Source organism: Sphingomonas astragali, from assembly GCF_051400615.1.
Lineage (GTDB): Bacteria > Pseudomonadota > Alphaproteobacteria > Sphingomonadales > Sphingomonadaceae > Sphingomonas.
Map to the genome: position 1 here is coordinate 116251 of NZ_JBLFFH010000002.1, position 23978 is coordinate 140228.

20 protein-coding genes are annotated in these 23978 nt (G+C 64.6%); 12 read left to right on the plus strand and 8 right to left on the minus strand.

Going from position 1 to position 23978, the window contains the following annotated elements; all coding sequences use genetic code 11:
- Nucleotides 1–2: 2 nt before the first annotated feature.
- The gene (locus ACMGER_RS08825; protein ID WP_436811785.1) at nucleotides 3–1811 is read right to left on the minus strand and encodes a phage tail sheath family protein; all 1809 of its coding nucleotides are present in this window, start codon (nucleotides 1809–1811) and stop codon (nucleotides 3–5) included.
- Nucleotides 1812–2218: 407 nt separating this feature from the next.
- Here ACMGER_RS08825 and ACMGER_RS08830 point away from each other — a divergent pair, with 407 nt between their 5' ends.
- The 4 genes from ACMGER_RS08830 to ACMGER_RS08845 are packed head-to-tail and all read left to right on the plus strand — an operon-like array spanning nucleotide 2219 to nucleotide 4017.
- Nucleotides 2219–2782, plus strand: a complete 564-nt coding sequence (locus ACMGER_RS08830; protein WP_436811786.1) for a hypothetical protein — start codon at nucleotides 2219–2221, stop codon at nucleotides 2780–2782.
- 35 nt (nucleotides 2783–2817) lie between these two features.
- Nucleotides 2818–3186, plus strand: a complete 369-nt coding sequence (locus ACMGER_RS08835) for a hypothetical protein (protein WP_436811787.1) — start codon at nucleotides 2818–2820, stop codon at nucleotides 3184–3186.
- A gap of 56 nt (nucleotides 3187–3242) precedes the next feature.
- Nucleotides 3243–3617: a hypothetical protein gene (locus ACMGER_RS08840; protein ID WP_436811788.1), complete on the plus strand. Its 375-nt coding sequence runs from the start codon at nucleotides 3243–3245 to the stop codon at nucleotides 3615–3617.
- Nucleotides 3618–3624: 7 nt separating this feature from the next.
- Nucleotides 3625–4017 carry a DUF4280 domain-containing protein gene (locus ACMGER_RS08845; protein ID WP_436811789.1) on the plus strand — a complete coding sequence of 131 codons (393 nt, stop codon included), beginning with the start codon at nucleotides 3625–3627 and terminating at the stop codon, nucleotides 4015–4017.
- Nucleotides 4018–4127: 110 nt separating this feature from the next.
- Here ACMGER_RS08845 and ACMGER_RS08850 read toward each other — a convergent pair whose 3' ends face one another.
- Together ACMGER_RS08850 and ACMGER_RS08855 are read right to left on the minus strand one after the other, a co-directional pair.
- On the minus strand, nucleotides 4128–4478 hold the full coding sequence (locus ACMGER_RS08850; protein WP_436811790.1) for a DUF2200 domain-containing protein: 351 nt from the start codon (nucleotides 4476–4478) through the stop codon (nucleotides 4128–4130).
- Nucleotides 4479–4701: 223 nt separating this feature from the next.
- On the minus strand, nucleotides 4702–5514 hold the full coding sequence (locus ACMGER_RS08855) for a hypothetical protein (RefSeq protein ID WP_436811791.1): 813 nt from the start codon (nucleotides 5512–5514) through the stop codon (nucleotides 4702–4704).
- Between the two features lie 308 nt (nucleotides 5515–5822).
- Between ACMGER_RS08855 and ACMGER_RS08860 the strand changes: the two genes are divergently transcribed.
- A complete protein-coding gene (locus ACMGER_RS08860) occupies nucleotides 5823–8525 on the plus strand; it encodes a TonB-dependent receptor (protein WP_436811792.1) in 2703 nt (900 codons plus the stop codon).
- Between the two features lie 58 nt (nucleotides 8526–8583).
- Nucleotides 8584–11400 (plus strand): glycoside hydrolase family 88 protein, encoded by a 2817-nt coding sequence (locus ACMGER_RS08865; protein ID WP_436811793.1) that lies wholly within the window; start codon nucleotides 8584–8586, stop codon nucleotides 11398–11400.
- A 108-nt stretch (nucleotides 11401–11508) separates the two neighbouring features.
- On the opposite strand, the gene ACMGER_RS08870 is transcribed toward ACMGER_RS08865, so the two are convergent.
- The 3 genes from ACMGER_RS08870 to ACMGER_RS08880 form a co-directional block, all read right to left on the minus strand.
- Entirely contained in the window at nucleotides 11509–12678 is a 1170-nt protein-coding gene (locus tag ACMGER_RS08870) for a mandelate racemase/muconate lactonizing enzyme family protein (RefSeq protein ID WP_436811794.1), read from the minus strand.
- 13 nt (nucleotides 12679–12691) lie between these two features.
- The gene (locus ACMGER_RS08875; protein WP_436811795.1) at nucleotides 12692–13618 is read right to left on the minus strand and encodes a dihydrodipicolinate synthase family protein; all 927 of its coding nucleotides are present in this window, start codon (nucleotides 13616–13618) and stop codon (nucleotides 12692–12694) included.
- A 103-nt stretch (nucleotides 13619–13721) separates the two neighbouring features.
- Nucleotides 13722–14444, minus strand: coding sequence for an IclR family transcriptional regulator (locus ACMGER_RS08880; protein WP_436811796.1), 723 nt, complete (start codon nucleotides 14442–14444; stop codon nucleotides 13722–13724).
- Nucleotides 14445–14600: 156 nt separating this feature from the next.
- Between ACMGER_RS08880 and ACMGER_RS08885 the strand changes: the two genes are divergently transcribed.
- From ACMGER_RS08885 to ACMGER_RS08910, 6 genes are all read left to right on the plus strand, one after another.
- Nucleotides 14601–15551, plus strand: coding sequence for a 2-dehydro-3-deoxygalactonokinase (locus tag ACMGER_RS08885; protein WP_436811797.1), 951 nt, complete (start codon nucleotides 14601–14603; stop codon nucleotides 15549–15551).
- Nucleotides 15548–16768: an MFS transporter gene (locus tag ACMGER_RS08890; RefSeq protein WP_436811798.1), complete on the plus strand. Its 1221-nt coding sequence runs from the start codon at nucleotides 15548–15550 to the stop codon at nucleotides 16766–16768. Before ACMGER_RS08885 ends, ACMGER_RS08890 begins: the two co-directional genes overlap by 4 nt.
- A 121-nt stretch (nucleotides 16769–16889) precedes the next feature.
- A complete protein-coding gene (locus ACMGER_RS08895; protein WP_436811799.1) occupies nucleotides 16890–17084 on the plus strand; it encodes a hypothetical protein in 195 nt (64 codons plus the stop codon).
- Nucleotides 17074–17805, plus strand: coding sequence for an SDR family NAD(P)-dependent oxidoreductase (locus ACMGER_RS08900; RefSeq protein WP_436811800.1), 732 nt, complete (start codon nucleotides 17074–17076; stop codon nucleotides 17803–17805). The genes ACMGER_RS08895 and ACMGER_RS08900 overlap by 11 nt, the downstream gene beginning before the upstream one ends.
- A complete protein-coding gene (locus tag ACMGER_RS08905) occupies nucleotides 17802–18101 on the plus strand; it encodes a beta/alpha barrel domain-containing protein (protein WP_436811801.1) in 300 nt (99 codons plus the stop codon). The genes ACMGER_RS08900 and ACMGER_RS08905 overlap by 4 nt, the downstream gene beginning before the upstream one ends.
- A complete protein-coding gene (locus ACMGER_RS08910; protein ID WP_436811802.1) occupies nucleotides 18098–19363 on the plus strand; it encodes a GDSL-type esterase/lipase family protein in 1266 nt (421 codons plus the stop codon). Before ACMGER_RS08905 ends, ACMGER_RS08910 begins: the two co-directional genes overlap by 4 nt.
- Here ACMGER_RS08910 and ACMGER_RS08915 read toward each other — a convergent pair.
- Both ACMGER_RS08915 and ACMGER_RS08920 read right to left on the minus strand, forming a co-directional pair.
- Nucleotides 19324–20448, minus strand: a complete 1125-nt coding sequence (locus ACMGER_RS08915) for a hypothetical protein (protein ID WP_436811803.1) — start codon at nucleotides 20446–20448, stop codon at nucleotides 19324–19326. The genes ACMGER_RS08910 and ACMGER_RS08915 overlap by 40 nt on opposite strands.
- A 379-nt stretch (nucleotides 20449–20827) precedes the next feature.
- Nucleotides 20828–23812 carry a glycosyl hydrolase gene (locus ACMGER_RS08920; protein WP_436811804.1) on the minus strand — a complete coding sequence of 995 codons (2985 nt, stop codon included), beginning with the start codon at nucleotides 23810–23812 and terminating at the stop codon, nucleotides 20828–20830.
- Nucleotides 23813–23978: the final 166 nt, after the last annotated feature.

Below are 23978 nucleotides of genomic sequence, written 5' to 3' on the forward strand. Positions count from 1 at the left end.
CCTCAGCTTGAAGACTGTCCGGCCATCTGCTGCAGGCTGATGACGACGAATTCAGCCGGCCTCACCGGCGCGAACAGGATCAGGATGTTGACGATGCCGTTCTCCATGTCTTCGACCGTCGTGGTCGAGGCGTCGCAGATGCATTGATAGGCCTGCGATGGCGACGAGCCGACAAAGGCCCCTTGCAGGTAGAGCGGGTGGAGGAAGCTGTTGACGCTCAGCCGGATCTGCGCCCACAGCCGCTCGTCGTTGGGTTCGAACACCACCCATTGCAGCCCCTGGATCAGGCTCTGCTCGATATAGAGGGCAAGGCGCCGAACGGGGACATATTTCCAGTCCTCGTCGGCAATGTTGGCCGCCGCCAGCGTACGCGCACCCCAGGAGATGTTGTCGTAGATCGGGAAGGTGCGCAGCGCATTGATCCCGAGCGGGTTGATTTGGCCGTTCTCCTGGTCGTTCATGACGTAGGAGAGCTGCTGCGCGCCGGCGAGCGGCGCCGAGATGCCGGCGGGCGCCTTCCACACGCCGCGGGTCTGATCGGTGAGGGCGTAGATGCCTGCGAGCGTGCCGCTGCCGCCGATCTGCAACGGTTGCGTCGAGAACGGATTGGGCACGAGCACCTGCGGGAAATAGGTCGCAGCGCTGATGATGCCGGTGCCGAAGGTCCCTGGACTGGCGGTCGCCCAGGCGATGGCGTCGGACGGCGACTGCACGGTGTTGGGCATGTCCAGGAGAGCGAACGCCTTGCGCTGGATCGCATAGTTGAGCGTCGCGGTCGCTGCCGTCAAATAGTCGGATTGACCCATCGCCGGCATGTCCGGGACGAGCAGCAGGTTGACGAGCTGCATCGCGTCGAGCGCATAGATGCCGGTCCGCGTGACCGAATTGCCTGCCACGTCGAACCCGGTCGGGATCAGTCCATCGGGATTGCTCTGGCTTTTGCAGGTGAGTTGCTGGGCCTGATAATTGGTCTGAAGCGTCGAGAAGAGCGACGACTGGCTCGACGAGATGCCGATTAGATATTGCGCGAGGCCCGGATCCGGTGACCACACCTGCACGAGTTGGGCTTGCGGTTGTCCGGCCGCGGGCGGGTAAGGCGAGAGGCAGCTGCGCACGATCGCGCTCGCGAGACTCGGTATCCCGAGGACGCCGGCCGCATTCGAGAGCGCGCCCTGAATTCCGGCGATCAGATCGGCGACGGTCGCCACGGTAAAGGGCATGCTGAACTTCGCCACAAGCGGCGTTGCCGGCTTGCCTCCTACCGGCGGTGGCTCGACCGTGATGGTGAAGGTCACTCCGCTCATCGCAGACTTCGGCGGTGTGAACGTGAGCATGGTGCCGCTGGCAAACGGAACGAGCACGGATGGGACAGCGGTTATGCTGGGTATCGCCAACAATTGCGAATATTGGTTCGAGGATGACTGCATCACCTCGATAATGGAGTTTGCTTGAGAGATGTCGAGAGTGACCCCGGGGACGCTTTGAGTCTGAGCAACACTGTAACTTGTACTGGTGGAGTTGCTGTTGCTCGTTGTAGAATACAAGGTCGCCGTCAGGTTGAACGTATTCAGTTTGTTCGTCATGTAGTCCACGGTGACGAATATATTCTGCCCCCATGTCCCAGGATTCTGCGACTGAAGGGGAAGCAGGTTGATTCCAGTCGATTGGGTGGGGGTAGTGCTCGGCGGCGTCGGAGTTGTCGGTGGATTGGCGCCGATCAATGTCGCCGCCGGCTGCACCGGTGGGGCGGAGGATGCGCACAGGCGACTGACCCATGCCTCGGTGCCGCCGTTGAGGAAAAATTGCGACACCTGAAAACTCGTAGTACTATTTTGATCCAGTCCACCAAAAACACGCTGGAAATCTCCAAAATTGAGACATTGCACGGGCGTGTTCATAGGGCCGCGAGTCAGATATCCGACAAATGCGGTCGTAGAGGTGGCAACTCCAGAAATCGCGTGAGTCCCACTCGGGATTTCCTGAACATATACGCCGGGATATGTCAGCTGGAGCATTTTATGACTCTCCCCGTGGGCACGATTCGCTAACGACTCATTGTTCTAGAAAGGCGAACGAGATAACTTCAATGTTGTGCTTGACGTATGCCGTATGCGTCAATAGCATTATTTCTATCGATTCCCATCATGACCCATTTGTCTAGAGAGGGCAAATGGGGGTGTGGCTCGTTTACCATGAGATTATCGCAAAGGCGCTGGGAATGGTAGCCGATACCAATCCAATATTGCGGCACCAACTCGATTTCGTGCTGCACAACCTGCCGTCGGGAACAGTCAGGATCGATTTTCCTGCTACGGTGGGAGCGGAGAACGTGATGCTGACGACGATGCCGACGATCCAGCTCGGGGCGAGTTACGCGGATTCGCCTGCGCTCGTCAGCAATCTGTCCCTTCAGCCGCGCCGCATCCAGTTCGATGCCGTCAGTCCGCCGGCACTCCTGCCGGTCACGCTGCAGATCAGGTGCAACAGTCCTTTCATATTCGGCTGGCTGCAGGTGCCCGAAAATATCCAGACCACAATCGCGACCGTTGTGGAGCAAGTACGCATTGTTGGCTCGAGTTATTGGGCACTACCGCTAGGCCAGGGCATAATCGAGCAGCGGGAACCCGATCCAGAGAAACCCGGGAAATCTGCGGCGGCGAAGCCTGCCGAACGAACGCCATCCGCGAAGCCCGCCGCGGTCCCGGCGGGAAAGCCGGCCGAAGTCGCTCCCGAGGGGACGCCGACTCCAGCGCAGGGCGCGAAAGAGCGAAACGCACCTTAGTCATCATCAATGATCAAAGTGGAAGGAGAGAAGAGATGACTGCAATTGTCACAGTAACATACTCCCAAGGCGATACCTTCACTGATAATAATGCGACGATCAAGGTCGGCAATGGCGGGAAGGTCGCACTCGATATCAACAATGCCTTGGGCATGAACGGAACGTTTTCGTTCAGTGAATTCAGCGTCTCGAGCGGAGGAATCAGCTTCTACAACGGATCGACCGGCACTCCGGTCAGCGGTAGTGTCACTATCCCGATCTCATCGGGTGGCCACGGCAATCCTACGATTACCGTAAGCAATTTCTCCGGCACGGCGCAGGCGAATTGGCCATCCACGAGCGGTCCCAAGCAGGAACCGCTTTCACCAGGCAACGAGCTCACGCTGACCGATTTCACCGGTTGAACGGGTAGGGCCGCCGCATTGCGCGGTGGCCCTCTTTCCTCACGCGGAGAAGACGTATGAGCGCGTTGATCACGATCAACTTTGCAGGTGGCAGCGCGACGAGCCCGGGCGTGGAGGTGGTGCTGACCGATTGCCAGGTCGCGCCTGGCGCCAATTCCGGCGTTACCGTCGCGATGGCTTCCGCGCTGACCAATATCACCGTGGTGGCCGCACAGATCGTGATCTCGACCGCGGTCGGCGGCCAATTCAATGGATCGATCGCAATCCCGATCAGCTGGGACTCGGGCCAGACACCGAGCGTGACGCTCAATAATCTGCACAACAGCGCCGGCAGTCCGGCAATGGTGACCTGGCCGACCAAGGCCGGGCCGGAGACCCAGATCCTCAGTCCCGGCGATCCGATGTCACTCTCCGGCATCGTCAGCAGCTGAGAGGGCAATGCCGCAGCTGGTGAGTCTCGGCGCGGTGCTTTCGTGTAGTTTCGGTACGGCGCCGATGCCGATGATTGTGCCACCCGAGACGCCAGTGTTCGAGGACGCGATGCCGGCAGCGACGATCATGGATTTCGTTCCGCTCGAGAATATCCCCTCGTTCGTGATGTGCACCAGCCTCGCCAATCCCGAGGTCGCAGCGGCAACCGCGGCGGCGCTCGGCGTGCTGACGCCAATGCCATGCGTTCCGGTTACTACCTCGCCCTGGTTCCCCGGCGCGCCGACCGTGCTGCTCGACGGTATGCCGGCCTTGTGCGCCGGCTCGATGTGTCTTTGCGATTGGCTCGGCGAGATAACCATCGATGAGCCCGGTCAAGAAACCGTCGCAACCGATGCGTGAGAGCCTGTTTGAAAATGCGCTACCGATGCACCGCGGCGTGCGCGCTCACGTCCGCGGCGCGACCTGACGCGGTCGTTTGCGGACGGGCGGACGCCCGGAATCCGTTTGGCCTATTTTCGCAGGATTTTCTCCATTGCTCTCCCCTTGGCGAGTTCGTCGATCAGTTTGTCGAGGTAGCGGATTTCCCGCATGGTGGGTTCTTGGACGTCTTCCACGCGGACGCCGCAAATCGTTCCTGTAATCAACGATCGCGATGAATTCATTTTAGGAGCCTGCGCAAAGAAATCCTCAAGATTTGTTTTCTTCGCCAACTGATCCTCCAAAGCCTCTTGGCTGTATCCGGTCAACCAACAGATGATTTCATCGACTTCCGCTTTCGTGCGTCCTTTTTTCCCTGCTTTGGCAAGATAGTGTGGATAGACACTCGCCATGCTTACTGAATAGATGCGGTGCTTAGTCATATACCCTCCAAGCCTCTAAATTATCGGATCGGATGCGCTGTGAACCTTTCTTCTTCGCGAAGTTGAACGAATGATGTTCAGAATTGCACCCGGCCGAAATGGCGTCCCTGATCGAGTTCGAGTCTAGGCCAATTAGACCTCCTCGAAACTGAACCTAGGTTCGCAAGGCACCGAACGCATGGCCGCGCGCTTTCGCCTTCGATTTCAATGGCTGCCGACCCGTTCAGCGTTCCCGACGCACGAGCAGCCACACCATGACAGCGGCGCACGCGGCGAACGCGAGCCCCCCTGCGATAACTGAAGAGGTCCAGAGAAAGACGCCGATGCCCACGCCCGCGGTGACGACCCCCGGAAGCCATTCGACGATGATTCCGATGATACGGCCACGGCGCGGAGGGGACGACCCTGAGGCAGCCGATGGCCCGGAGGCAGGGATGAGCTCCGGCGTGGGCCAAACATCCGAATCTCCCGAGCCGCTGAGCCTCCAGATCGCATCCGCCGGCCGACCGCGCCGTATCTCGTCGGCCATGCCCTTGAGCTCGGGCCCCATCGGAGCTCCCGCATCGAGACCATCCAGTTCTGCCGCGATTGCAGCGAGCCAAGGTTTTGCGTCGACAATGTCAGGCAGATCCGAGGTCCGCAGGAGTATGAAGGGCGCAAAATGCCGTTCAATCAGGCGGCCAAACGCATCATAAGCCGCCGCGTGCTCGTTGCCGATCGCGGCCAGAATATGAGCCCTGCGTTGATCAAGACGCTGTAATCCCATTTTCTGGCTGGTGACCAGGTAGGGGTAAGTTGCGTCTTCGCCGATTTCATCGTGAAGCTCATCGCGCGCGTCCGGGCCGATATCTTCGTCGTCGATCAGCCGCGCGCTCTTCAAGTCGCTGCTGCCGAACAGGCACCACCAGAAAATGGGAATGCCGTACCTCGCCTCCAGCTCTTCCCCTTCACTGTCCCAGAAGCGTTGCCACTCGCCGGCATGTCCATTCGGCATTCGAGCTTGGGACGACGCGTTAAGGAACACCGTATGGGACACAGGGCTACCTTTCGAGCAAGCGAACTGGATGGCAGCCTATCCTGAAACGGCGCGACATCAACTTCCCCTCCGCAGAGATGGGTCGCCTACTCGATCCTAATCATAAAATGCTATAGTAGTCACAATAATGTGCTTTGACGCTAGCTGCGTTTCGCACCTGCCATCGGCGATCCAGTGCTCGGGTAAAGACACTTCTTGAAAGGGAGGTGGTGTGAATTCCATAGCCGGGCTCGATTGACAGATAGCTAAATTAGCAACATTATGCCGTTCCAACTGGCAGGTGAACTGCCGCGATCGGGGAGGCTGGAATGGCGATGAGCCGCGTAATTGCGTTGGGTGTCCTGGGGCTAGCGCTGAGCTCTACCTCGACCCTGTGCTACGCGCAGGCCGCTCCCCAGACCGGCGAATCGACCGCGCAGGCCGGGGGCGAAGGCGCAGAGCAGGATATCATCGTCACCGGGATCCGCGAGAGCCTGGCCCAGAGCATCGACATCAAGCGCAATTCCGACCAGATCGTCGACTCGATCGTTGCCGAGGACATCGGCAAGTTGCCCGACCGCAATGTCGCCGAATCGCTCTCGCGTGTTTCCGGCGTGCAGGTCGAGCAGGGGATCGACGAGGCCAAGGAAATATCGATCCGCGGTCTTCGCCAGAACCGGCTCGAATTCAATGGCCGCACGCTCGTCAGCCCCTATGGCCGCGGCGCCGACGGCCCGGACGAGGGCGCCTATAGCGTGCTGACGCTGATCCCGTCCGAACTCGTCGGGCGGATGGACGTAACCAAGTCGCCCGCGGTATCGAACATCGAGGGCTCGATCGGCGGCACCGTCAACATCATGACGCGCCGGCCCTCGGCGAGCCGGCCGTTCTTCTTCGGCGCCTCGGTCGAGGGGGTGTACAAGGACAAGTCGGGCAAGCTCTCCGGACGCGGCACGGCGCTGATCTCCAAATCGCTGTTCGACGGCACGCTCGGCGTGTCACTGGGCATCAACTACCAGCGGCTCAACATCCGCACGGATTCGTTCGACAGCGCCTCGGGCTTCCGGCCGTTCGACAGCCGCTTCAACAATAACCCGGCGGGCATCCCACTCGATCCGAACGGTGATGGATCGCCGGTCCACTGGATCAACGATCTGCGCTTCCAGGTGCTCGAGGAGGAGCGCGAGAAGCTGGGCCTGGTGGCGAGCGTCAACTGGACCCCGTCGTCGCGCTTCCGCGGCTATTTCGACTTCCTGTACGCGCGCGCCAACACCGAACGCGAGCGCAACTGGCTGTCGATCCCGCTATCGCCGACCGGCAGCGCCTATACCCAGCTCACGGTCGACGAGAACGAGAACCTGATCGCCGGCACCTTTCGCGCCACCAACGTGCAAGGGAACGGAGAGGTCATCCAGCTTCCCACGAATATCTATTCGGGCGCGGTGGGCGCTAGCTGGGACGTGACCGACCGGCTGACCGTCTCGGGCGAGTTCGCCTATTCCGAGGCGCACCAAGACTATACCCAATCCTATCTGAGCACCAAGACGCGCACGCAGCAGGTCGTCGCATTCGACTTCCGCGACGCGCTGGTGCCTGCGGTCACCTTTCCCAACGGGCTCGACCTCACCAATCCGGCGAACTTCGTGTTCAACACCTCGTTCGACAATTTCTTCGACTATGCCTCGAAGGAAGTGTCGGGGAAGCTCGACCTCGTCCAGGAGCTGGACGGCTTCCTGCGCAACCTGAAGTTCGGCGTGCGCTACAACCGGGTGAATTCCGATCGGGGCACTTATCGCAATCAGGTCGTCTTCTCGGGCACCTCGGCGCCGGTGACCAACTTCCCGGGCAACTGGCGCGTCGCGGAGTATCCCGATTTCCTCGACGGCGTGGAGGGGAATTTTCCGCGCGCCTACATGATCGGCGTTCCGCTCGGCACATCGGACTATGTATGCGAGGCGATCGTCCCGACATGTGCGCCCGAGGAGTTCGATCCGACTTCGTCCTATCGGCTCGTCGAGACCACCTATGCTGCCTATGGCCAGGCGGACTTCCGCTCGTCGCTGTTCGGGATTCCCTTCTCGGGCAATGTCGGCCTTCGCTATGTGCGCAACAAGGTCGATGCATTCGGCTGGGCCGGCGTCCGCTATGACCCGGACACGGTACGGCCCAACAACCAGTTCGTGCGCTATGACGATTGGCTGCCGAGCGCGTCGCTGCGGTTCGAGATCGCGCCGCGGACGCTGCTCCGCCTGGGCGCGGCGCGCAGCATGGCGCGCGCCGATACCACCGACCTGACGCCATCCTTCTCGGTCGTGGAATCCTCGGGCGTCGCCACGGTCGGCAATCCCGCGCTCGATCCGTTCCGTGTCAACTCGCTCGACGCGTCGCTCGAATTCTATCCGACGAAGGGCGCGATCTACTCGCTCGCGCTGTTCTACAAGGATGTCGAGACGTTCCTCTACCGGCGCGTCTTCTTCGAGGAGATTCCGGGCTTCACGCCGGATCCGGTGAACAACCCGGACGGTCTGTTCGCGGTCACGCGGACGGTCAATGGACAGGGGGGCAAGATCAAGGGCCTCGAGGCCCAGATGAGCCAGCCGTTGAGCTTCCTGCCCGGTCTTCTCGGCGGGTTCGGGGTCAATGCCACCTTCACCTATGTCGACAGCAGCACCGGTATCCTCGACGTGCGCACCGGCGAAGACCTGCCGCTGCAGGGGCTGTCGAAGTACAACGTCAACCTGGTCGGCTATTACGAGAAGGGGCCAATCGGGGTGCGCCTCGCCTGGAATTGGCGGAGCAAATATCTCTCCAGCATCTCGTCCGGCGGCAGCGGCAGCTATTATCGCGCCTATGACAGCCTGTCGGCGTCGATGAACTTCGACCTCGACAAGAACGTGAGATTCTATCTCGAGGCGACCAATCTCACCAACACGCCAAACCGCCGCTACAGCGTGTTCGAGGAGGCGACGCAGACCTACCGGCTCAGCGGGCGCACGTTCACCGCCGGCGTGCGTGTCCGCTTCGGCAAGTGAAATCCCTTTTACCGCGGTGCTTCGTGGTGCCGCGGCGTTTTTCCGAGGATTGCAAGTGATGCTGCGTACTCTGGGACTGCTGGCGGCTGGCGTGGCCGCGGTGTCGATGTTCCACCTGTCTGCCTCGGTCCATGCGAGCCCAAATCCCGAAGCCGCGCAGGAAGCACCACCGCTCGGCGAGTTCGGGCTCGAGTTCGTCGTGCTCTATCGTGCAACCGATCCCAGGATGGCCCTGCGTCCGGCAGGGATTCCCCGAACGCCTTACAATGTCGCCACCTGGCTCGCGCAGGATCCGGCACGCGCCGACCTGGCCGGCGTGAAGCGCGCCGCTGCCACGCAGGGCGACGGTTTCGACGATCGCATCCTCAACGCCTCGGCGGAAGCGCGCACGGCGAATTACTTCAACAGCGGCGAACAGATCCGCCTCAGGCCCAGCAACTTCGCGCGGACCGCGCAAGGCTGGACGCTGACCTTCCCGGAGGACTCCCGGTTCGCGCTCGAGGCGGAGGTGGTCACCAGGAACAAGCCATATCCGCTGATCTGCTACCGGTTGAAGGCGAAGAAACCGGGCTATTTCTCGGTCGGCTATGTCGGTGCACCGGCGCATGATGCCGCCGACGCCGACGAGGTTTGGCAGTCGCTGATCTGGCAGGAACGCCGGATGCCCGCGAACAGCTATCTGACGCTCGCCTATCAGGCGACACTGCCGACCGCGCTCGTCCGCAAGGGCGATCGCGTCTATGGCGCACTGGCCGCGGCCGAGGAGTTCCCATTCCAGCCGTTGCCGCTCGCCGACAACAGCCGTTTCGGCATCGCGGTGCGCGGCGAGGACGGACGCGCCCAGCCGACGATCTTCGCGCCGGTGCTCGGCGGGGCAGGATCGCAGCTCAAGCCGGGCGAGACGACCAGCTTCAGCTTCTACACCGTCGCCGAGCGCGCGAACGACATCACCCAAACCTATGAGAAGCTCGCCCGCGATATCTACGGCTTCCGCGACTATCGCCACAATTCGATCGCGTCGCTCAACACCGCGTTCGACAATATCGTCGACTATTCGCTCACCGAATATGCCAACTGGATCGCGGAGCTGAAGGGGCCGTCCTATTCGACCGACGTGCCCGGCGCGGTGAAGAACGTCAGCAGCCTCAATCCGCTCGAACTGGCGCTGGTCGCGGATCGTCCCGAGCTGTTCGAGGGGCGCGCGGCGCCGGTGATCGAGTATCAGCTCTCGCGCGAGAAATTCCTGTTCAGCCTCGATCCCAAGCAGAAGATCCAGGACCCGTCGCGCGCGCTCAAGGGCCCCGCGGCGCCGCTCTCGGAACTTACCGCGCTGTACAACATCTTCGGCCGCGCCAATCCGCTATTCCTCGATCTCGCGCGCGAAGCCTATGGTCAGACGCGCGTGCGCAACCTCGACGTGGCCGAGCAGGGCGACCGCTGGCAGAATGCGCTCAGCCTGTATCTCGCCACTGACGAGAAACGCTATCTCGATGCCGCGACCGCCGGTGCCGACGCCTATCTCAAGGAACGAGGCGACACGCTTTCCAAGTCGTTCGACGGTTCGGCGCAGTTCTTCTGGACCGGCTTCGTGCCGGACTTCATCAACCTCTTCCGGCTGTATGAGGTGACCAAGGAGCGGCGCTATCTCGACGCCGCGCACATCGCTGCGCGCCGCTATACCATGTTCACCTGGGTGGCGCCGCGGATCCCCGACGCGCACGTCACGGTCAATCCGGGCGGCAAGGCGCCGGTTTATTGGTACCTCAAGTCCAAAGGATTCAAGCCGATGACGGCGCCCGAGGAGCAGGTGCCCGCCTGGCGCCTGTCGGAGATCGGGCTGACCCCCGAATCCTCGGGCACGGCGAGTGGGCATCGCGGCATCTTCATGGCCAATTATGCGCCGTGGATGCTGCGCATCGGCGCCGAGACCGGCGATGTCTTCCTTCAGCAGGTGGCGAAGGCGGCGACGATCGGTCGCTACCGCAGCTTTCCCGGCTATCACATCAATACCGCGCGCACGAACATCTACGAGCGCGCCGACTATCCGCTGCACCGCCACGAGGAACTGAGCGTCAACTCGTTCCACTACAACCATATCTGGCCGATGGCGACGATGCTGCTGGACTATCTGGTGAGCGACGCGCACGTCCGCTCGGGCGGGCAGATCGATTTTCCGGCCGAGTATATCGAGGGCTATGCCTATCTGCAGAACCGCTTCTACGGACACCGCCCGGGCCGCTTCTACGGCGACACCGGCGTGCAACTGTGGATGCCCAAGGGACTGGTCCGCGCAGAGTCAGTGGAGCTCAATTACGTCGCCGGCTATCGCGACGGCGCGCTCTACCTCGCCTTCGCCAACCAATCGCAGCAGCCGGTGCGCAGCCGCCTCACGCTCGATCCCGCGCGCGTATCGGCGGCGGGCAAGGTGGTGAAGCTTTCGCCCGCGGGGGAAGCAGTATCAAGCGGGGACGGCTTGGAGGTCGTGGTTCCCGCGGGCGGGATCGCCGCCCTGAAGATCGAGGGCGCGCAGCCCAGGGTCGCCTTCCAGAAGACGCTGCTCGCCAAGGCGGAGCGCATCCCCAACGATCATGTCGCGCTCGCCGCATGTGACGCGCGTGGCGCGCTGCTCGGCTTCGGTGCCCTCGGCCGACGCGCGTTCGTCTATTGCCGCGACGACGACAGCAAGGTGCGCAGCGTCACGCTCTCGTACCGCGATGCCGGCGGCAAGCGCCAGCAGCTGACCGATACCGCTTATCCGTTCGAGTTCACGGTGGAAGGGCTGGGCAACCGGGGCTTCGACTTCGAGTTTTCGGCCGAAGGCATCGACGGCAGCCGCAAGACGAGCCGCGGTGCGCTGGGGCAGGCGGGACGTTAGCTGCCGTCACGACCTCGCTCCAATCGAGCACGACCCGAGCGGATCGGCATTTGGATTTGGTCCTTCCTTTTTCGTCACCCCGGCACAAGGCCGGGGTGACGGTTGGAATCAAATCGCCTCGGCGTAGCGCCAGAAGGCTTCGCCCGGTGTCACACCCAGCCCCGGCCCTTCAGGCAATCGATACGCACCCGCTTCGCATGTCAGCGTGCCATCGAGCAACGCGGCGTTCCGGTCGAAGATCGAATGCTGATATTCGTGCATCGGCAGGTCGAGGATCGCCGCCGAGGCCTGGAGACTGGCGGCGAGGAAGATGCCGGTGCCGATCGTCGCGTGCGGAATGGTGGGGATGTGGTGCGCGCCGGCGAGCTGGGCGATGCGCATGAACTGGGTGATGCCGGTATGCCCCATCTCGGGTTGGACGATCGCGACCGCGCCGGCCGTCAATCGCGGCTCGGCGTCGTAGACCGTCCGCCATTCCTCGCCCGCCGCGATCGGTGTCGTGACCGAACGCGCGACATGGGTGAGCCCCGCCACATCCTCGGTCTTCAACGGTGCCTCAGCGAAGGCAAGGTCATGCCGTTCGAGCCGGCGGATCAGCTGGGCAGCGTCGCCGCGATTGTGCATCCAGTGGAAATCGACCATCAGCCGGGCCTCGGCGCCCAGCGCCTCGCGCAGCGCGGCGAGTTCGCGGTCGAGCCCGTCCCAGCTCACCGCCGCGGCGATCTTGAACGCGGTGAAGCCTTGATCGGCGAAGCTTTTCGCCAGCGCCACGCGCTCGCCAAGCGTCGCGCAGGGGAGCCCGGAGATATAGGCCGGAATTGCCCGACGTCGCTCGCCGCCGAGCAGCTTGCGGATCGGCAGCCCGGTGATGCGGCCGCAAATGTCCCACAGCGCGATATCCACCGCGGCCACCGCGTCGAGGTAGAATCCCCCGCCATAACCGCGCACGCGCAGGATGTCGTAAAGGTCTTCCCACAGCACCGCGACGTCGAACGGGTCACGCCCGGTGACGAACGGCGCGATCAGATCGTCGATGAAGGTGCCGATCACCTGTGGGGCGGTGAGGCCATAGGTCTCGCCCCAGCCGACGATCCCATCCCGCGTGGTGACGCGAACGACCACCGAGCGATCCTGGGTCGGATAGATTGTGCGATTCGACTTCCGGACGAAATAGCCGCGCGAATTAACTGCCTCGCCTGCGCCGAGCGGCCCGAGATAGGGCGTCTCGCGCGGGATGGTGACCACAAAGGCCTCGATGCGTTCGATCCGGTCGTCCATCTGGATGCCTCCGTTAGCCCGCCAGACGTTGGGCGCCCGCTTCCACCGGCGTCAACAGGTCCGACAAGCTATCGAGCAGCTCGTCGAGCTCGCGCAGATCGTGTCGGTCGAGCGCGGGACCAGGCGCACGCACGAACGTGCTTGCGATCAGCCCGCGGCGGCGAAGCACTTCCTTGGTGAGGCGCCAGCGGTAGATTGCCTGCATGTTGAGCAGCGGCAGCGTGCGTTCGAACAGCCAGCGCACCCGTGCCCAATCGCCCGCGCGATGCGCCGCGACGAGCTGGACGTGGAGATCGACGATCTCGACCGCGGGCATGGTGCCGATCGCGCCGCGTGCGAGCTCGTCGGTGATATGGCGTCCGCCGGCGCCGCCGAACACGCCGTCGAGCAGCGCCTCGCCTTGCTCGCGCAGCGCGGTGATGCGCTGGCCGCAGGGTGCGGTCTCCTCCTTGACATAGCGGATGCCCGGCGCCGCGCGGACGATGTCGAGCACTTCCGCGGGCGAGAGACCGAGGCCCATCGGGGCGGGAGCGTTCTGGAGCATGATCGGCAGGTCTGCCGCCGCCGAGAGCCGGCGGTAGAAGCCTGCGAGGCCTTCCATGTCGCCGACATAGCGACTCGGGGTCACCACCATCGCGGCGCTTGCACCCGCGCGCGCCGCCGCGACGATCACTGCCTCGCTCTCGGCATCGGTCTTGCCGCCGGCGCCGCAGACGAAGGCGGCGTGGTCCGCGACGCGCTCGCCGATCAGCGCGATCAGATGGAGGCGCTCGTCGAGCGTCAGATGATCATATTCGCTGGCGAGGCCAGGGAACACGACGCCGTCGACGCCGCAGCCGATCGCCCAGTCAGCCACCGCGCGGATTCCCGCCTCGTCGACCGCACCTTCGGAGGTGAAGATGGTCGGAAGGACAGGAAAGGCACCGCTGATCGTCGACATGTTCATCCCTCTTGAACGCGCGCCTCCCCGGCGCAGGGATGTTCCAATCATATCATTGCTAAGTTAGCAATTAAAATGTTTCAATCACTGCAACAGTGGGGCATTATTCGCCGATCCTTGCCGCCGCGTCGCGCAGCGCAGCAACGATTTCCGGCGTGGCTTCCTCCGGGATCCAGCCCGACATCCCGATCGCCGCGAAGGCGGGATCGGAGACGCCAATGGCGATGGTGTGCCGATCCTGGTTCTCCCCGACGCGGACGCGCGCATAGCCCTGAGTGCGCGTCTCGGAGAGCGTCTTGAGGAGGCCCTCCACTCCGCCGGGATAGCCGGGCACGTCCTCGCCTTCATAGAGCTCGACCACATGCGCGTCGTCGAACTCCGCGAGCAGCGCGATGCCGATTCCGTTCTCGCTCGCGGGAAGCAGGCCGATGCGGCCCAGGGCCTGTGCCATTTCCATGCCCGGCGGGGCGTGGAAGAGATAGCTGACGTCGTGATTCCACAACACGCCCATGGCGATCGTGAGCCCGAAGCGGCGCAGGTCCTCGAGCGCCGGCATCGCATTACGTACGAAGCGCGACGCGAAGAGGCTCTGCGCGGCAAGCACGTGCATACCGGGGCCCGCGGTGTATTTGCGATTGGCGGTCTGCCGCGCAATGCCCAGATAGGCGAGCGTCTTGAGCAGCCGGTTGACCCTGGTCGGATTGAAGCCGAGCTTGCGCGCCAGTTCGCGGTTGCCGATCGGCTCCGGCGAGACCGCCAGCGCCTGAAGCGTGGCTATGCCGTCGATGAGGCTCTGGTTGGGCTGGGCGTTGGGTTTGGGCCGCACCTAGGCGCATCCTTATGATTGTCGCTCGCGGGGCAGACATGATCCAAGCGCCTGCCGAGTGCAATCGGCTATGGCAGCTCACGGTTGACTTGTCGCTAAAATCGCAACATTTTGACCGGACGCTTGGCTTGAGGGGCGGTGTGTGGGGAGGTATGCGTGGCGAGTGGACGGTTCATCGCGGGCGACTGGGGCTCGAGCGTCATGCGGCTCCACCTATGCGAGCCGGGCGATCCGCCGCGCGTGGTAGAGACGGCCAACGGCCCCGGCATCAAGTTCTGCGACGATCCCGAGGCTGCATTCTTCGACGTGGCGAGTGGCTGGATCGCACGCGAGGGGGCGCTTCCCGTCGTTCTCGCCGGGATGGTCGGGTCCAATGTCGGCTGGGTCGACTGTCCCTATGCGCCATGTCCCGGCGGCATCGACGATCTTGCGGCCCGAATGACGCGGTTCGAAGTGCGGGGGATATCCGTGGCGATCGTGCCAGGGCTGTCGTGCTCCAACATCTTCGGCCTGCCCGATGTGATGCGTGGCGAGGAGGCACAAGTGTTCGGCTGGCTCGCGGCGGCAGCCGGCGACGATCGCCGGACTCTCTGCCTGCCCGGGACGCACGCGAAATGGTGCAGCGTATCCGGCGGTCGTGTGACGAGCTTCTTCACCAGCATGACGGGCGAGATGTTCGAGATACTCGTGGCACACAGCCTGGTGGGGCGGGGCATGGCGCCGGCCGAGTCCGCTACGATCGCCGCGCGCGATCCGGCGTTCATCCGCGGCATGACGACCGCAGTCGCGGACACGCGGCTGGCGTTCGAACATGCCGTGTTCTCGGCGCGCAGCCTGCTGGTGACCGGCAGGCTGTCGGCGGAGGCGGCGCGGCCCTATCTCTCTGGACTGCTGATCGGCTGCGAGGTGCGCGACGCGGTCGCAGCGCTCCGCGCAGCGGGCGAGCCGGTCGACCATGTCACCCTGGTCGGTGCGCCGGCGCTTTCGGCGTTGTACGCCGCGGTGCTCGATCAGCTCGGGATCGGCCATGAGACGGCAGACGGTCATGCCGCGAGCCTGAAGGGGCTTTCCGCGCTCGCAGGGCAGGCGCATCGGGTGGCCGCATGACCGCGCCCGTCATGCCGCGCTCGAAGGTGCGCTGGGCGATCCTCGCGCTGCTCTTTTTCTCGACGGTGCTCAACTATGTCGACCGTCAGACGCTTTCGATCCTCGCGACCACGATCCAGAGGGACTTAGCGATCGACGACATCGGCTACGCCCATGTCGTCCAGCTCTTCCTGATCGCCTATACGCTCGCCTATTTCGTCGTCGGCTGGATCACCGACCGGCTCGGCTCGAAGCTTGCGCTGGCGCTGTTCGTCGGTTGGTGGTCGATCGCCAATATGGTGACAGGGTTGGTCCACAGCGCCGGCCAGCTCGGTGCGGCACGTTTCGCGCTCGGGCTTGGCGAGGCGGGCAACTATGTCGCGGCGCCCAAGGCAGTCTCCGAACATTATGCGCCGCACGAACGCGGGTTCGCAGTCGGCGTCTATACTGCGGGGGCGATGGTCGGTGCGACGATCGCGCCGCCGCTGATCGGCTGGCTCGCGCTGACCTATGGCTGGCGCGCGGCGTTCGTGGTGACCGGCGCGCTCGGCTTTGCGTGGATGGCGGCATGGCTTGCGCTCCGCCACGGCCAGCCGAGCCAATCGCCTGCCGGCGCGGCGGCGGAGAAACCGTCAATTGGGGTCATTCTCCGCGACAAGTCGGTCTGGGGCCTCGCGCTGGCGCGGACGATCACCGATCCGGTCTGGTATTTCTACCTGTTCTGGTTTCCCAAGTATCTGGGCGATGCGCGGGACCTGCCGCTGGTCACGATCGCGGCGACGGCGTGGCTCGTCTATCTTGCCGCGGATATCGGGAGCGTGGGCGGCGGGCTGCTGTCGGGCCGTTTCGTTCGCCGTGGCGCCGCGCCGATCGCGTCGCGCCTCAAGGTGATGGGGATGGGCGCCTGCCTCGCGCCGCTGGGGGCGCTGATCGCGCTGCAGCCTTCGCTTCCGGTCACCTATGCACTCGCCGCGCTCGTCGCGCTGTCGCACATGATGTTCCTTGGCAATCTCACGACGCTCGCCGTGGATCGCTTCCCGCAGGCGCGGGTGGCGACGATCTTCGGATTCATCGCGGCGGGCAGCGGGATCGGCGGGATCATCTCGACCCAGCTCGTCGGTGCCTTCGCCGCGACGCGTGACTATGGCACCGTCTTCCTCGTGATGGCGACGCTGCATCCGGTCGGCTGGCTGGTGGCCCGCGCGACCGCGGGCAAGCCGGTGGGGCCGGGCCAATGATCGGTCCCCACCGCAACCACGGCGCCCGGCTGCGCGCGTTCGTTTGGCGCGGCCATCGCTGCGTCAGCCTCGAGAATGCGCAGCTTCCGGCGACGATTATCCCTGGTATGGCGCGCGGACGATGCTGGCGCTCGAACCCTGCTGCGATCTGCCTTCGGTAGCGGAGGCCGCGGCGCGCGGGACAGCGATCACGCTCGGCCCGGGCGAGCGCCGGGCGACGCGGATCGAGGCCACGTTGTTCGCCGCCGGCGATCGGCCCGTGCGCGACGTGGCCTGGGGCGGTGCGCTGGGTTGGGAGGATATCGATGCGGCTTGACGGCGAGATTGCGGTGGTGACCGGGGCCGCAGGCGGGATCGGCGCCGCCGTTTGCGCGCGGTTCGCGGCTGCAGGCGCGCGTGTCGCAGCGCTGGATTTGCAGGCCCCCGACATCGGCGATGCGGCAGTCGCGTGCGACCTGTCGGACGATGCCGCCGTCGCAGCTGCCGCCGATGCGGTCCGCGGCCGGCTCGGCGCGCCGACGATCGTCGTCCATGCCGCCGCCACGACCGAGTTTGCGGGCACGCTGCAGTCCTCGCCGGCCGCTTTCCTGCGCGTCTACGACGTCAATGTCGGCGGTGCGCTCCGCCTGGTCCAGGCGTTCGCGCCGGACATGCAGCGGGCGGGGAAGGGCGTGTTCACGTTCGTCTCCTCCATCAATGCGCGGATGGGCGCACCCGGCCTCGCCGCCTATGCCGCCTCCAAGGGGGCGCTCGAGACCTTCCTCAAGACCTTTGCGCTCGAAGTCGGCGAGAGCGGCGTTCGTGCCAACGGCGTGGCGCCGGCATCGATCGACACGCCGATGTTGCGCGCCTCGTTCGATCGCGCGCCCGATCCCGCCGCGGCGCGAGCCGCGAACGTGCGCCGGCATCCGCTGGGCCGTCTCGGCACAGCGGAGGAGGTGGCCGATCTCATCCTGTTCCTGTCCTCCGATGCCGCCGCCTGGATCACGGGTACCGTGGTCGGCATCGATGGCGGGGCGGGGATTACGCGGCGATGACACCAGCGTTCGAACAGGCAAGCGCGCGGCTGCCGCTGATTCCGATCCTGCGCGGAATCGCGCCGGATGCAGCGGTGGAGACGGGCGCGGCGCTGCTCGACGCGGGCTTCACCATGATCGAAGTCCCGCTCAACTCGCCCGACCCCTTTACGAGCATCGCCGCGCTGGCCGGCGCATTCGGGGATCGTGCAGTAATCGGCTCCGGGACGGGCGTGGACGTGGCGGTCACCGAGACCTCGAAGCGCGCCCGGGCAGTCGTCGCTGCCTGGCAGGCAGTTGGCGAGCCGCCGCAATGATCGACCGGCGGTCGCTGCTGTTCGGCGCGGCCGCCATGCCCGTGGCGGCCGCGGCGGGCACGTCCGCGACGTCCGGATCGGCACCCTTTACGCTGTGGGCGGCAGCGATCGATCGGCTCGACTATGCGGTCGCCGACCAGACGGTGCGGCTCGCGCTGCGCGCCACCGCCGGCGCGCCGGTGCTGCGCATCAGGATCAGCAATGCCTTCGGCACCCAACCGCTGGAGATCGCGTCGGCGCATCTCGGGCTGAGAGACGCGGGCGCCGCGGTGCGGCGAGGGACGAACCGCGAACTTGCGTTCGGGGGCCAGCGTTCGATCTCGATTCCGGCGGGAGCGAGCGTGATAAGCGATCAGGTTGCGCTTCCGATCGCCGCCGGAGCCGACCTTCTGGCCAGCCTTGCGGTGCGCGGCAGGCCATCGGCGGTCACTGGCCATTTGCGTCCGAAGGATTGGTCCTGGCTTTCCGCGCCGGGGGATTTCGGCGCCACGGAAGATGCGGGGGCATTCCCGATGCGCGCGCCGCATTGGTTCTTCGTCGATGCACTGATCGGGGAGGATACACCCAACGCCGGCACCGTCGCTTTTCTCGGCGATTCGATCACCGATAGCGGCGCGGAACCGCGCGGCGGCTATCAGGGCTGGGTCGATTTCCTGGCACGGCGCGTGGCGGCAACGCCCGGTATCCTGCCATTGGGCCTCGCCAATCTCGGCATTTCGGGCAATCGGATCACCGCGCAGCGCCCGGGTGCAGGCGCGAACGCGCTCGCGCGCTTCGATCGCGACATCGCCGCGCTGCCCGGCGTCCACACGCTCGTGCTGTTCGAAGGGATCAACGACATCTACGGCACGCCGATCGCCGCGGCGGCGCTGATCCAGGCGCACGCGCAGCTTGCGCTCCGGGCCCGGTTGCGCGGTCTGAGCGTGGTCGGCGCAACCTTGTTGCCCACGCGCCGTCAGGGATTCACACCGGAACGGGAAAGCGTGCGCGCCGCGCTCAACCGCTTCATCCGCACGAGCCCGCTTTACGACGCAGTGATCGACTTCGACCGGATCGGCGCCGATCCCGCCGATCCGCTGGCCCTGCGACCGGCCTATGACAGCGGCGATCGGCTGCATCCCGGCCCGGCCGGATATCGCGCCATGGCGGAAGCGGTGCCGCTCGACCTGCTCTATCGCAAACGCCCGCGCCACCGAGGGCGCGGGCGTTTGGTTATCCCCGGTCAGCCCGGATTGCTCGAGCCGGGCGGGTCGGCGGGATAGTTGGTCACATCGACCAGCCGGCGCGTGATGCGGACGGCGCCCGAGACCTTCTTGCGATAGAAGAGATAGAGCTTGCCGTTGTCATAGGCGCGGTCGAAATTGCTGTCGCCATAATCGCCCCCGTCGAAATCGATCAGCACCGGATAGCTCGCGGCGTCGCTGTCCGAAGCGAGCAACTCCCCGCCCTGAGTCCAGTTGAGCATGTCGGGCGAGGTCGCCCAATAGACTCCGGTGGCGCCGACGCGGTAGATCGCGATATAGTGACGCGACGGCTTGTGCCACACGACGCTGCGGACATAGGTGTTGAACAGCGATGGCTGCACCACCGCGCAAGTCGAGTTGGTGGTGGTGTAGGGATTGCCCATCGCCTGGGTGAAGCCCGGCGTGGTCGTGCTGCCATTCCACGCCCGCCAGCTCGTCCGGTCCGCGGGGTTGCTGCTGCGGAACAGGCACACGCCCTTCGCCTGCCCGGCATAGCCCGAGTTGGTATAGGCGAACATGTACCAATAGCCGTCGGTCGTGCCGTCCTGATTGCGGCCCCGGAAGATGTTGGAGGGCGCGCCATAGCCGATCCAGCCGGCTTTCGGGGTGAGGGCATCGCCCGGGTACTGAACATGGGGATAGATGGCGGTGTGGTTCGGCGCCGTGCCGTTGCGCGTGAAGTTCAGGTGCCGGTCGGCGCTCGACACGGGATTCGCTTTCCAGGTCGCGATCGAGGCGTACCAGCAGCCGGGCTTGCGTTCGGGAGCGGGCAGAGGGCCGCTACCGTCGGGATCCTCATAGGTGTCGCCCGATTTGTGACAGTTGGTATTGTCGAAACGGGGCAGGCCGCCCCAATGGTCCTGATGCCCATAGGCCCAGGCGGTCGTACCGTCGAAATGGAATCCCTGAATCCATGTTTTCTCGTCGAACTTGCTGACGTCGCTGTTGTTGACATAGCCTTGCATCACCGGTGTGCAGTCGAGCGCAGCGGTCTTGGGATTGTTGGTGAAGCCGGTCACCGACCCGGTCCATTGATACCCCACGGCCTGAGCGTTCGAGACCGTCATGTGGATGACGTTGAACTGATCCTCGAACACGCGCACCGGCCCGTCCTGGCGGATTTCCGTCGTTCCGCATTTGTCGACCGCGGAGTCGTGGAAGGTCTCGATCGGAGAGCCGCTGGGGATTTGAAGCGTGGGGGCCGCAAGGCTGGCCGTGGACAGCGATACCGCCGAGTTTCTCGGCCACGAACCGACTGCGGTCGCTTCCGGTTGCGAAGGTGCGATCTCGATCCTGCCCGAGCTTTGGGCATTATTTGACGCTATCATAGATACAGAGGATGCGAGCGCGGCGCCCGTCAGGCACACGCTTCCGGCCACGAGCAGCTTGGCACGTTTAGTCATTTTCCTCTCCTCCGGTTCGCGCCGGCTTGAGGAGCCGGTCGCTTACGGAGGATATCCATATTGTGACTATAAAAGCAATTTATTCTGCGGTGGCGGGGACTATTTGCCACCATTCGATTTTCACCGGTCCCAACAGCCCCGCAGGCAGCAGCGGTGCGCCTGCTTCATAATGTTTCCACGTGGTGAAGCTGTGCCGCGGCCATTCGCGGCGGCCGCCCGGCCGATAGAGCCAGGCGGGAAGGCTGAGCAGGCGCCCGTCGGTGAAGCGGCTGCCATTCTTCTGATAGGCGAGATCCACCGGGATCGCCTCGTCGCCGATCAGCCGGTTGACCCAGCGATTGGCGATCTCGACCTCAAGCGTGTTGCCGCCCGCCTGCAGCCAGCGCGTCACATCGAGGCGGAAGGGCGGGCGCCAGGCGATCCCGGCATCGTGCCCGTTGACGCGGACGCGGGCGATGTCCGCAAGCTGGCCGAGGTCGAGGATGGCGACCGCGCCGGTGCGGGAGGGAGACGCCTCGAAGCGCGTCCTGTAGACCGCGGTCCCGGAGAAATGGCGGATGTCCGGAACCATGCTCTCCGTCCAGGAGGCAAGCCGGTCGACTGGCCGCGATTTTCCCGCCGCGCCGAGGCTGGGAAATTCGAGTTGCCAGCCGCCGATCGCTAGCGGCCCGGGCGTTGCGGGCAGGCGCACCGCACGGTTCGAGCCGTCCGAATAGCGAAGCTGCACTGTCCGTGCCTGCGTCAACAGCGTGCCGGGGCTGTCGAGCAGGTTGAAGCCGTTTGCGCCGCCGTCGACGGCCCAGCGTTTCGGCAGCGGTTTGCGAAGGACGAGGAAGGTCGATCCCCAAGGCTCGAGCTGGACCGGGACCGAGATGCCCGAGTCCGTCTTGGCGAAGAGCGACGCTTCGGCATGTGTTCCGCGCATCGCATCCCAGATTTCGGGCACTCGATCGCCGATGCGAAGTTCAAGCCGCGTCCGCTGCGGCCGGTCCGAATTGTTGAACACGAAATAGATATCCGCGCCATCGGCTCGGCGATGGAGGAAGCGGAGCGGCTCCATCGGCGCATCCCAGCGAAGATCGGGTGGGACCTTCTCGGCGCGGAGGATTTCCTGCGGTGTCTGGCCCGCATAGACCTTGCCCTTGCCCAAGGGTTTGAATCCGCGCTGGGGCAAATCTCCCCAGATATCCCGGACGAGCCGATCGAACTCCGGCTTTTGCTCCAGATCCCTCAACCCCGCCGGCGCTACGGGAGGCGGGCCGGCCAGCACCGCTCCGGCGCGGACCAGCGACACCAGTTTGCGCAGCGAAGCGATCTCGGCAACCCAGCCCCTCGAGGTCTGCGGCTCGGGCGTGACGAGCAGCCGGAACGCTGCGCCCCTGGGGTGCTTGAGCACGCCGTTCTCGACGTACATAGCGCGCATGTCCGCGGGATAGGCGACCTCGAAATCATGGCCGGGCAGCGAACCGAGCAGCGCCTTGGGCAGGGCATAGCCGAGATCCTCGTCAACCAGAAAGCAGACGTCGGCGACGCGAACGCCCTGCTGCAGCAGGAACTGGCTGCGCGACACATAATCGATCCATGCCCCGGCAAAGGGCCACCAGGTGTTCAGGCGCCCGAAATGCGTGCCATAGCGACCCAGGCTGAAGCCCGGCGCCGCGTCGGTGACGGGCTGGTGGGTGAAGCTGTGAAAGGCGAACCGGTTCAGCCCCAGCGCAAAGGCGGAATCGCCGGCGCGCTTGAGGCTGGCGGGCGTGTTCTGGAAGCGGCCATTCTCAGGCGTTGCAGTGAAAGCCTCGGCGGCCACCATATTGTGTCCAAGGAAGGTCGCCGCCGAGGTGGTCATCCGGATGCTGGCGGCGCGCGGCTCGGCGCTGGGCATCCAGAACTCGTTCATGGGCACGTCGACATGCCGGTTAGCGGACATCGGCGTGACGGGCCCGCCCTGGGACTCGGAATAGATCTTCATGCCGTGCCGCGCGGCCAGTCGGTGCATCGTCCCGAAGTAATTCTCGGCGATCAGCTCCTCGATCGCCTGGCGAAAGTCCCAGAGCATCGCCTCGCTCGCCTCCGCGGAGCCGACGACGCGCCCGGTCAGCACGGGCAGCCAGGGGAGAAGCGAATATCCCTTCAGGCGCGCGAATTGCTCGGGCATCGCCGCGGTCCAGTTCTGGAACCCCCCTTCGAAGCTGTCGAAGAGAATGGCGTTGAGCGTCGTTCCGGCTAGCGGACCCGCGTCGTGAATGATTCGGCCGAGCGAATGCTCGAACTGGAAGGCGACCGCGGCGGCGTCGAGCTTGTCGATCTCCAGCCCATGGCCCTCGGGCTGCGCGGGGTGGTTGGTCTTGCCGGTCGTGGTGAAGCCGAAGCGCAGGATCGTCCATGTGCCGCGCGGCAGATTCGCCTTCATCCTCCCTGCGGCATCGAGTTTGCCGGAGAGGAGGATCACGCGATCGGCAGGGATTGCGGGGAGCGTGCGCGTGTCGCGGGTAATCGGCCGGCTGCCCCAGCCAGTCTTCTTATCGATGTCGGCAATCCGCGCCGAGCTGGCGGGTACGGCCACCATGGCGATATCGGCATAGAAGGGCCGCATTGCCACCGCGCGTTCGGAATAGGCGGGCGTCAGGTCGGGGCGGGGCGGGGTTATCGAGACCCGGCCGCCGGAAACGGTCGTCTCGCTCCAGACCAGCCGCTTCATCGAGCGTTCGGGCGAAACCCATGGCCCCCCGCTCGCCGACCAGCCCGGCGTGTTCATCAGGTGGAATTCGAGGCCAAGCGCCGCCGCCTTGTGGATCGCGTGGCGCACATGTGCGAACCATGCCTCCGAGCCGTAACGGACCGGTCCGGGCGGGGCGTAGATTTCCACGTCGAACATTTGCAGCCCGCCCATTCCGGCTGCCTTTGCGGCATCGAGATCGGCATCGATGCCCTCGATCGTCACATTGCCATTGATCCAGTGCCACCAACCTAGCGGCCTGGCCTCGCGAGGGGGCGAAGCGAAACCAGCCTCGAGCTCCTGAGCCGAGAGCGAAAAGCCATGGCCCAGCATCAATGCTGTCAGCACGGCAGCCCGCCCCCACACTCGGCCCTTCTTCAACATCTCGTCCTCACCGCAATTCGTGATCCGTGAGGATCAAATCACTATATTGCTAGATTAGCAACACTCATCCTGAAGGGTGTTCCTGTGCCTCATTGCGGACTTCGACTCGCCAGCGCGCGAGCGCATCCAG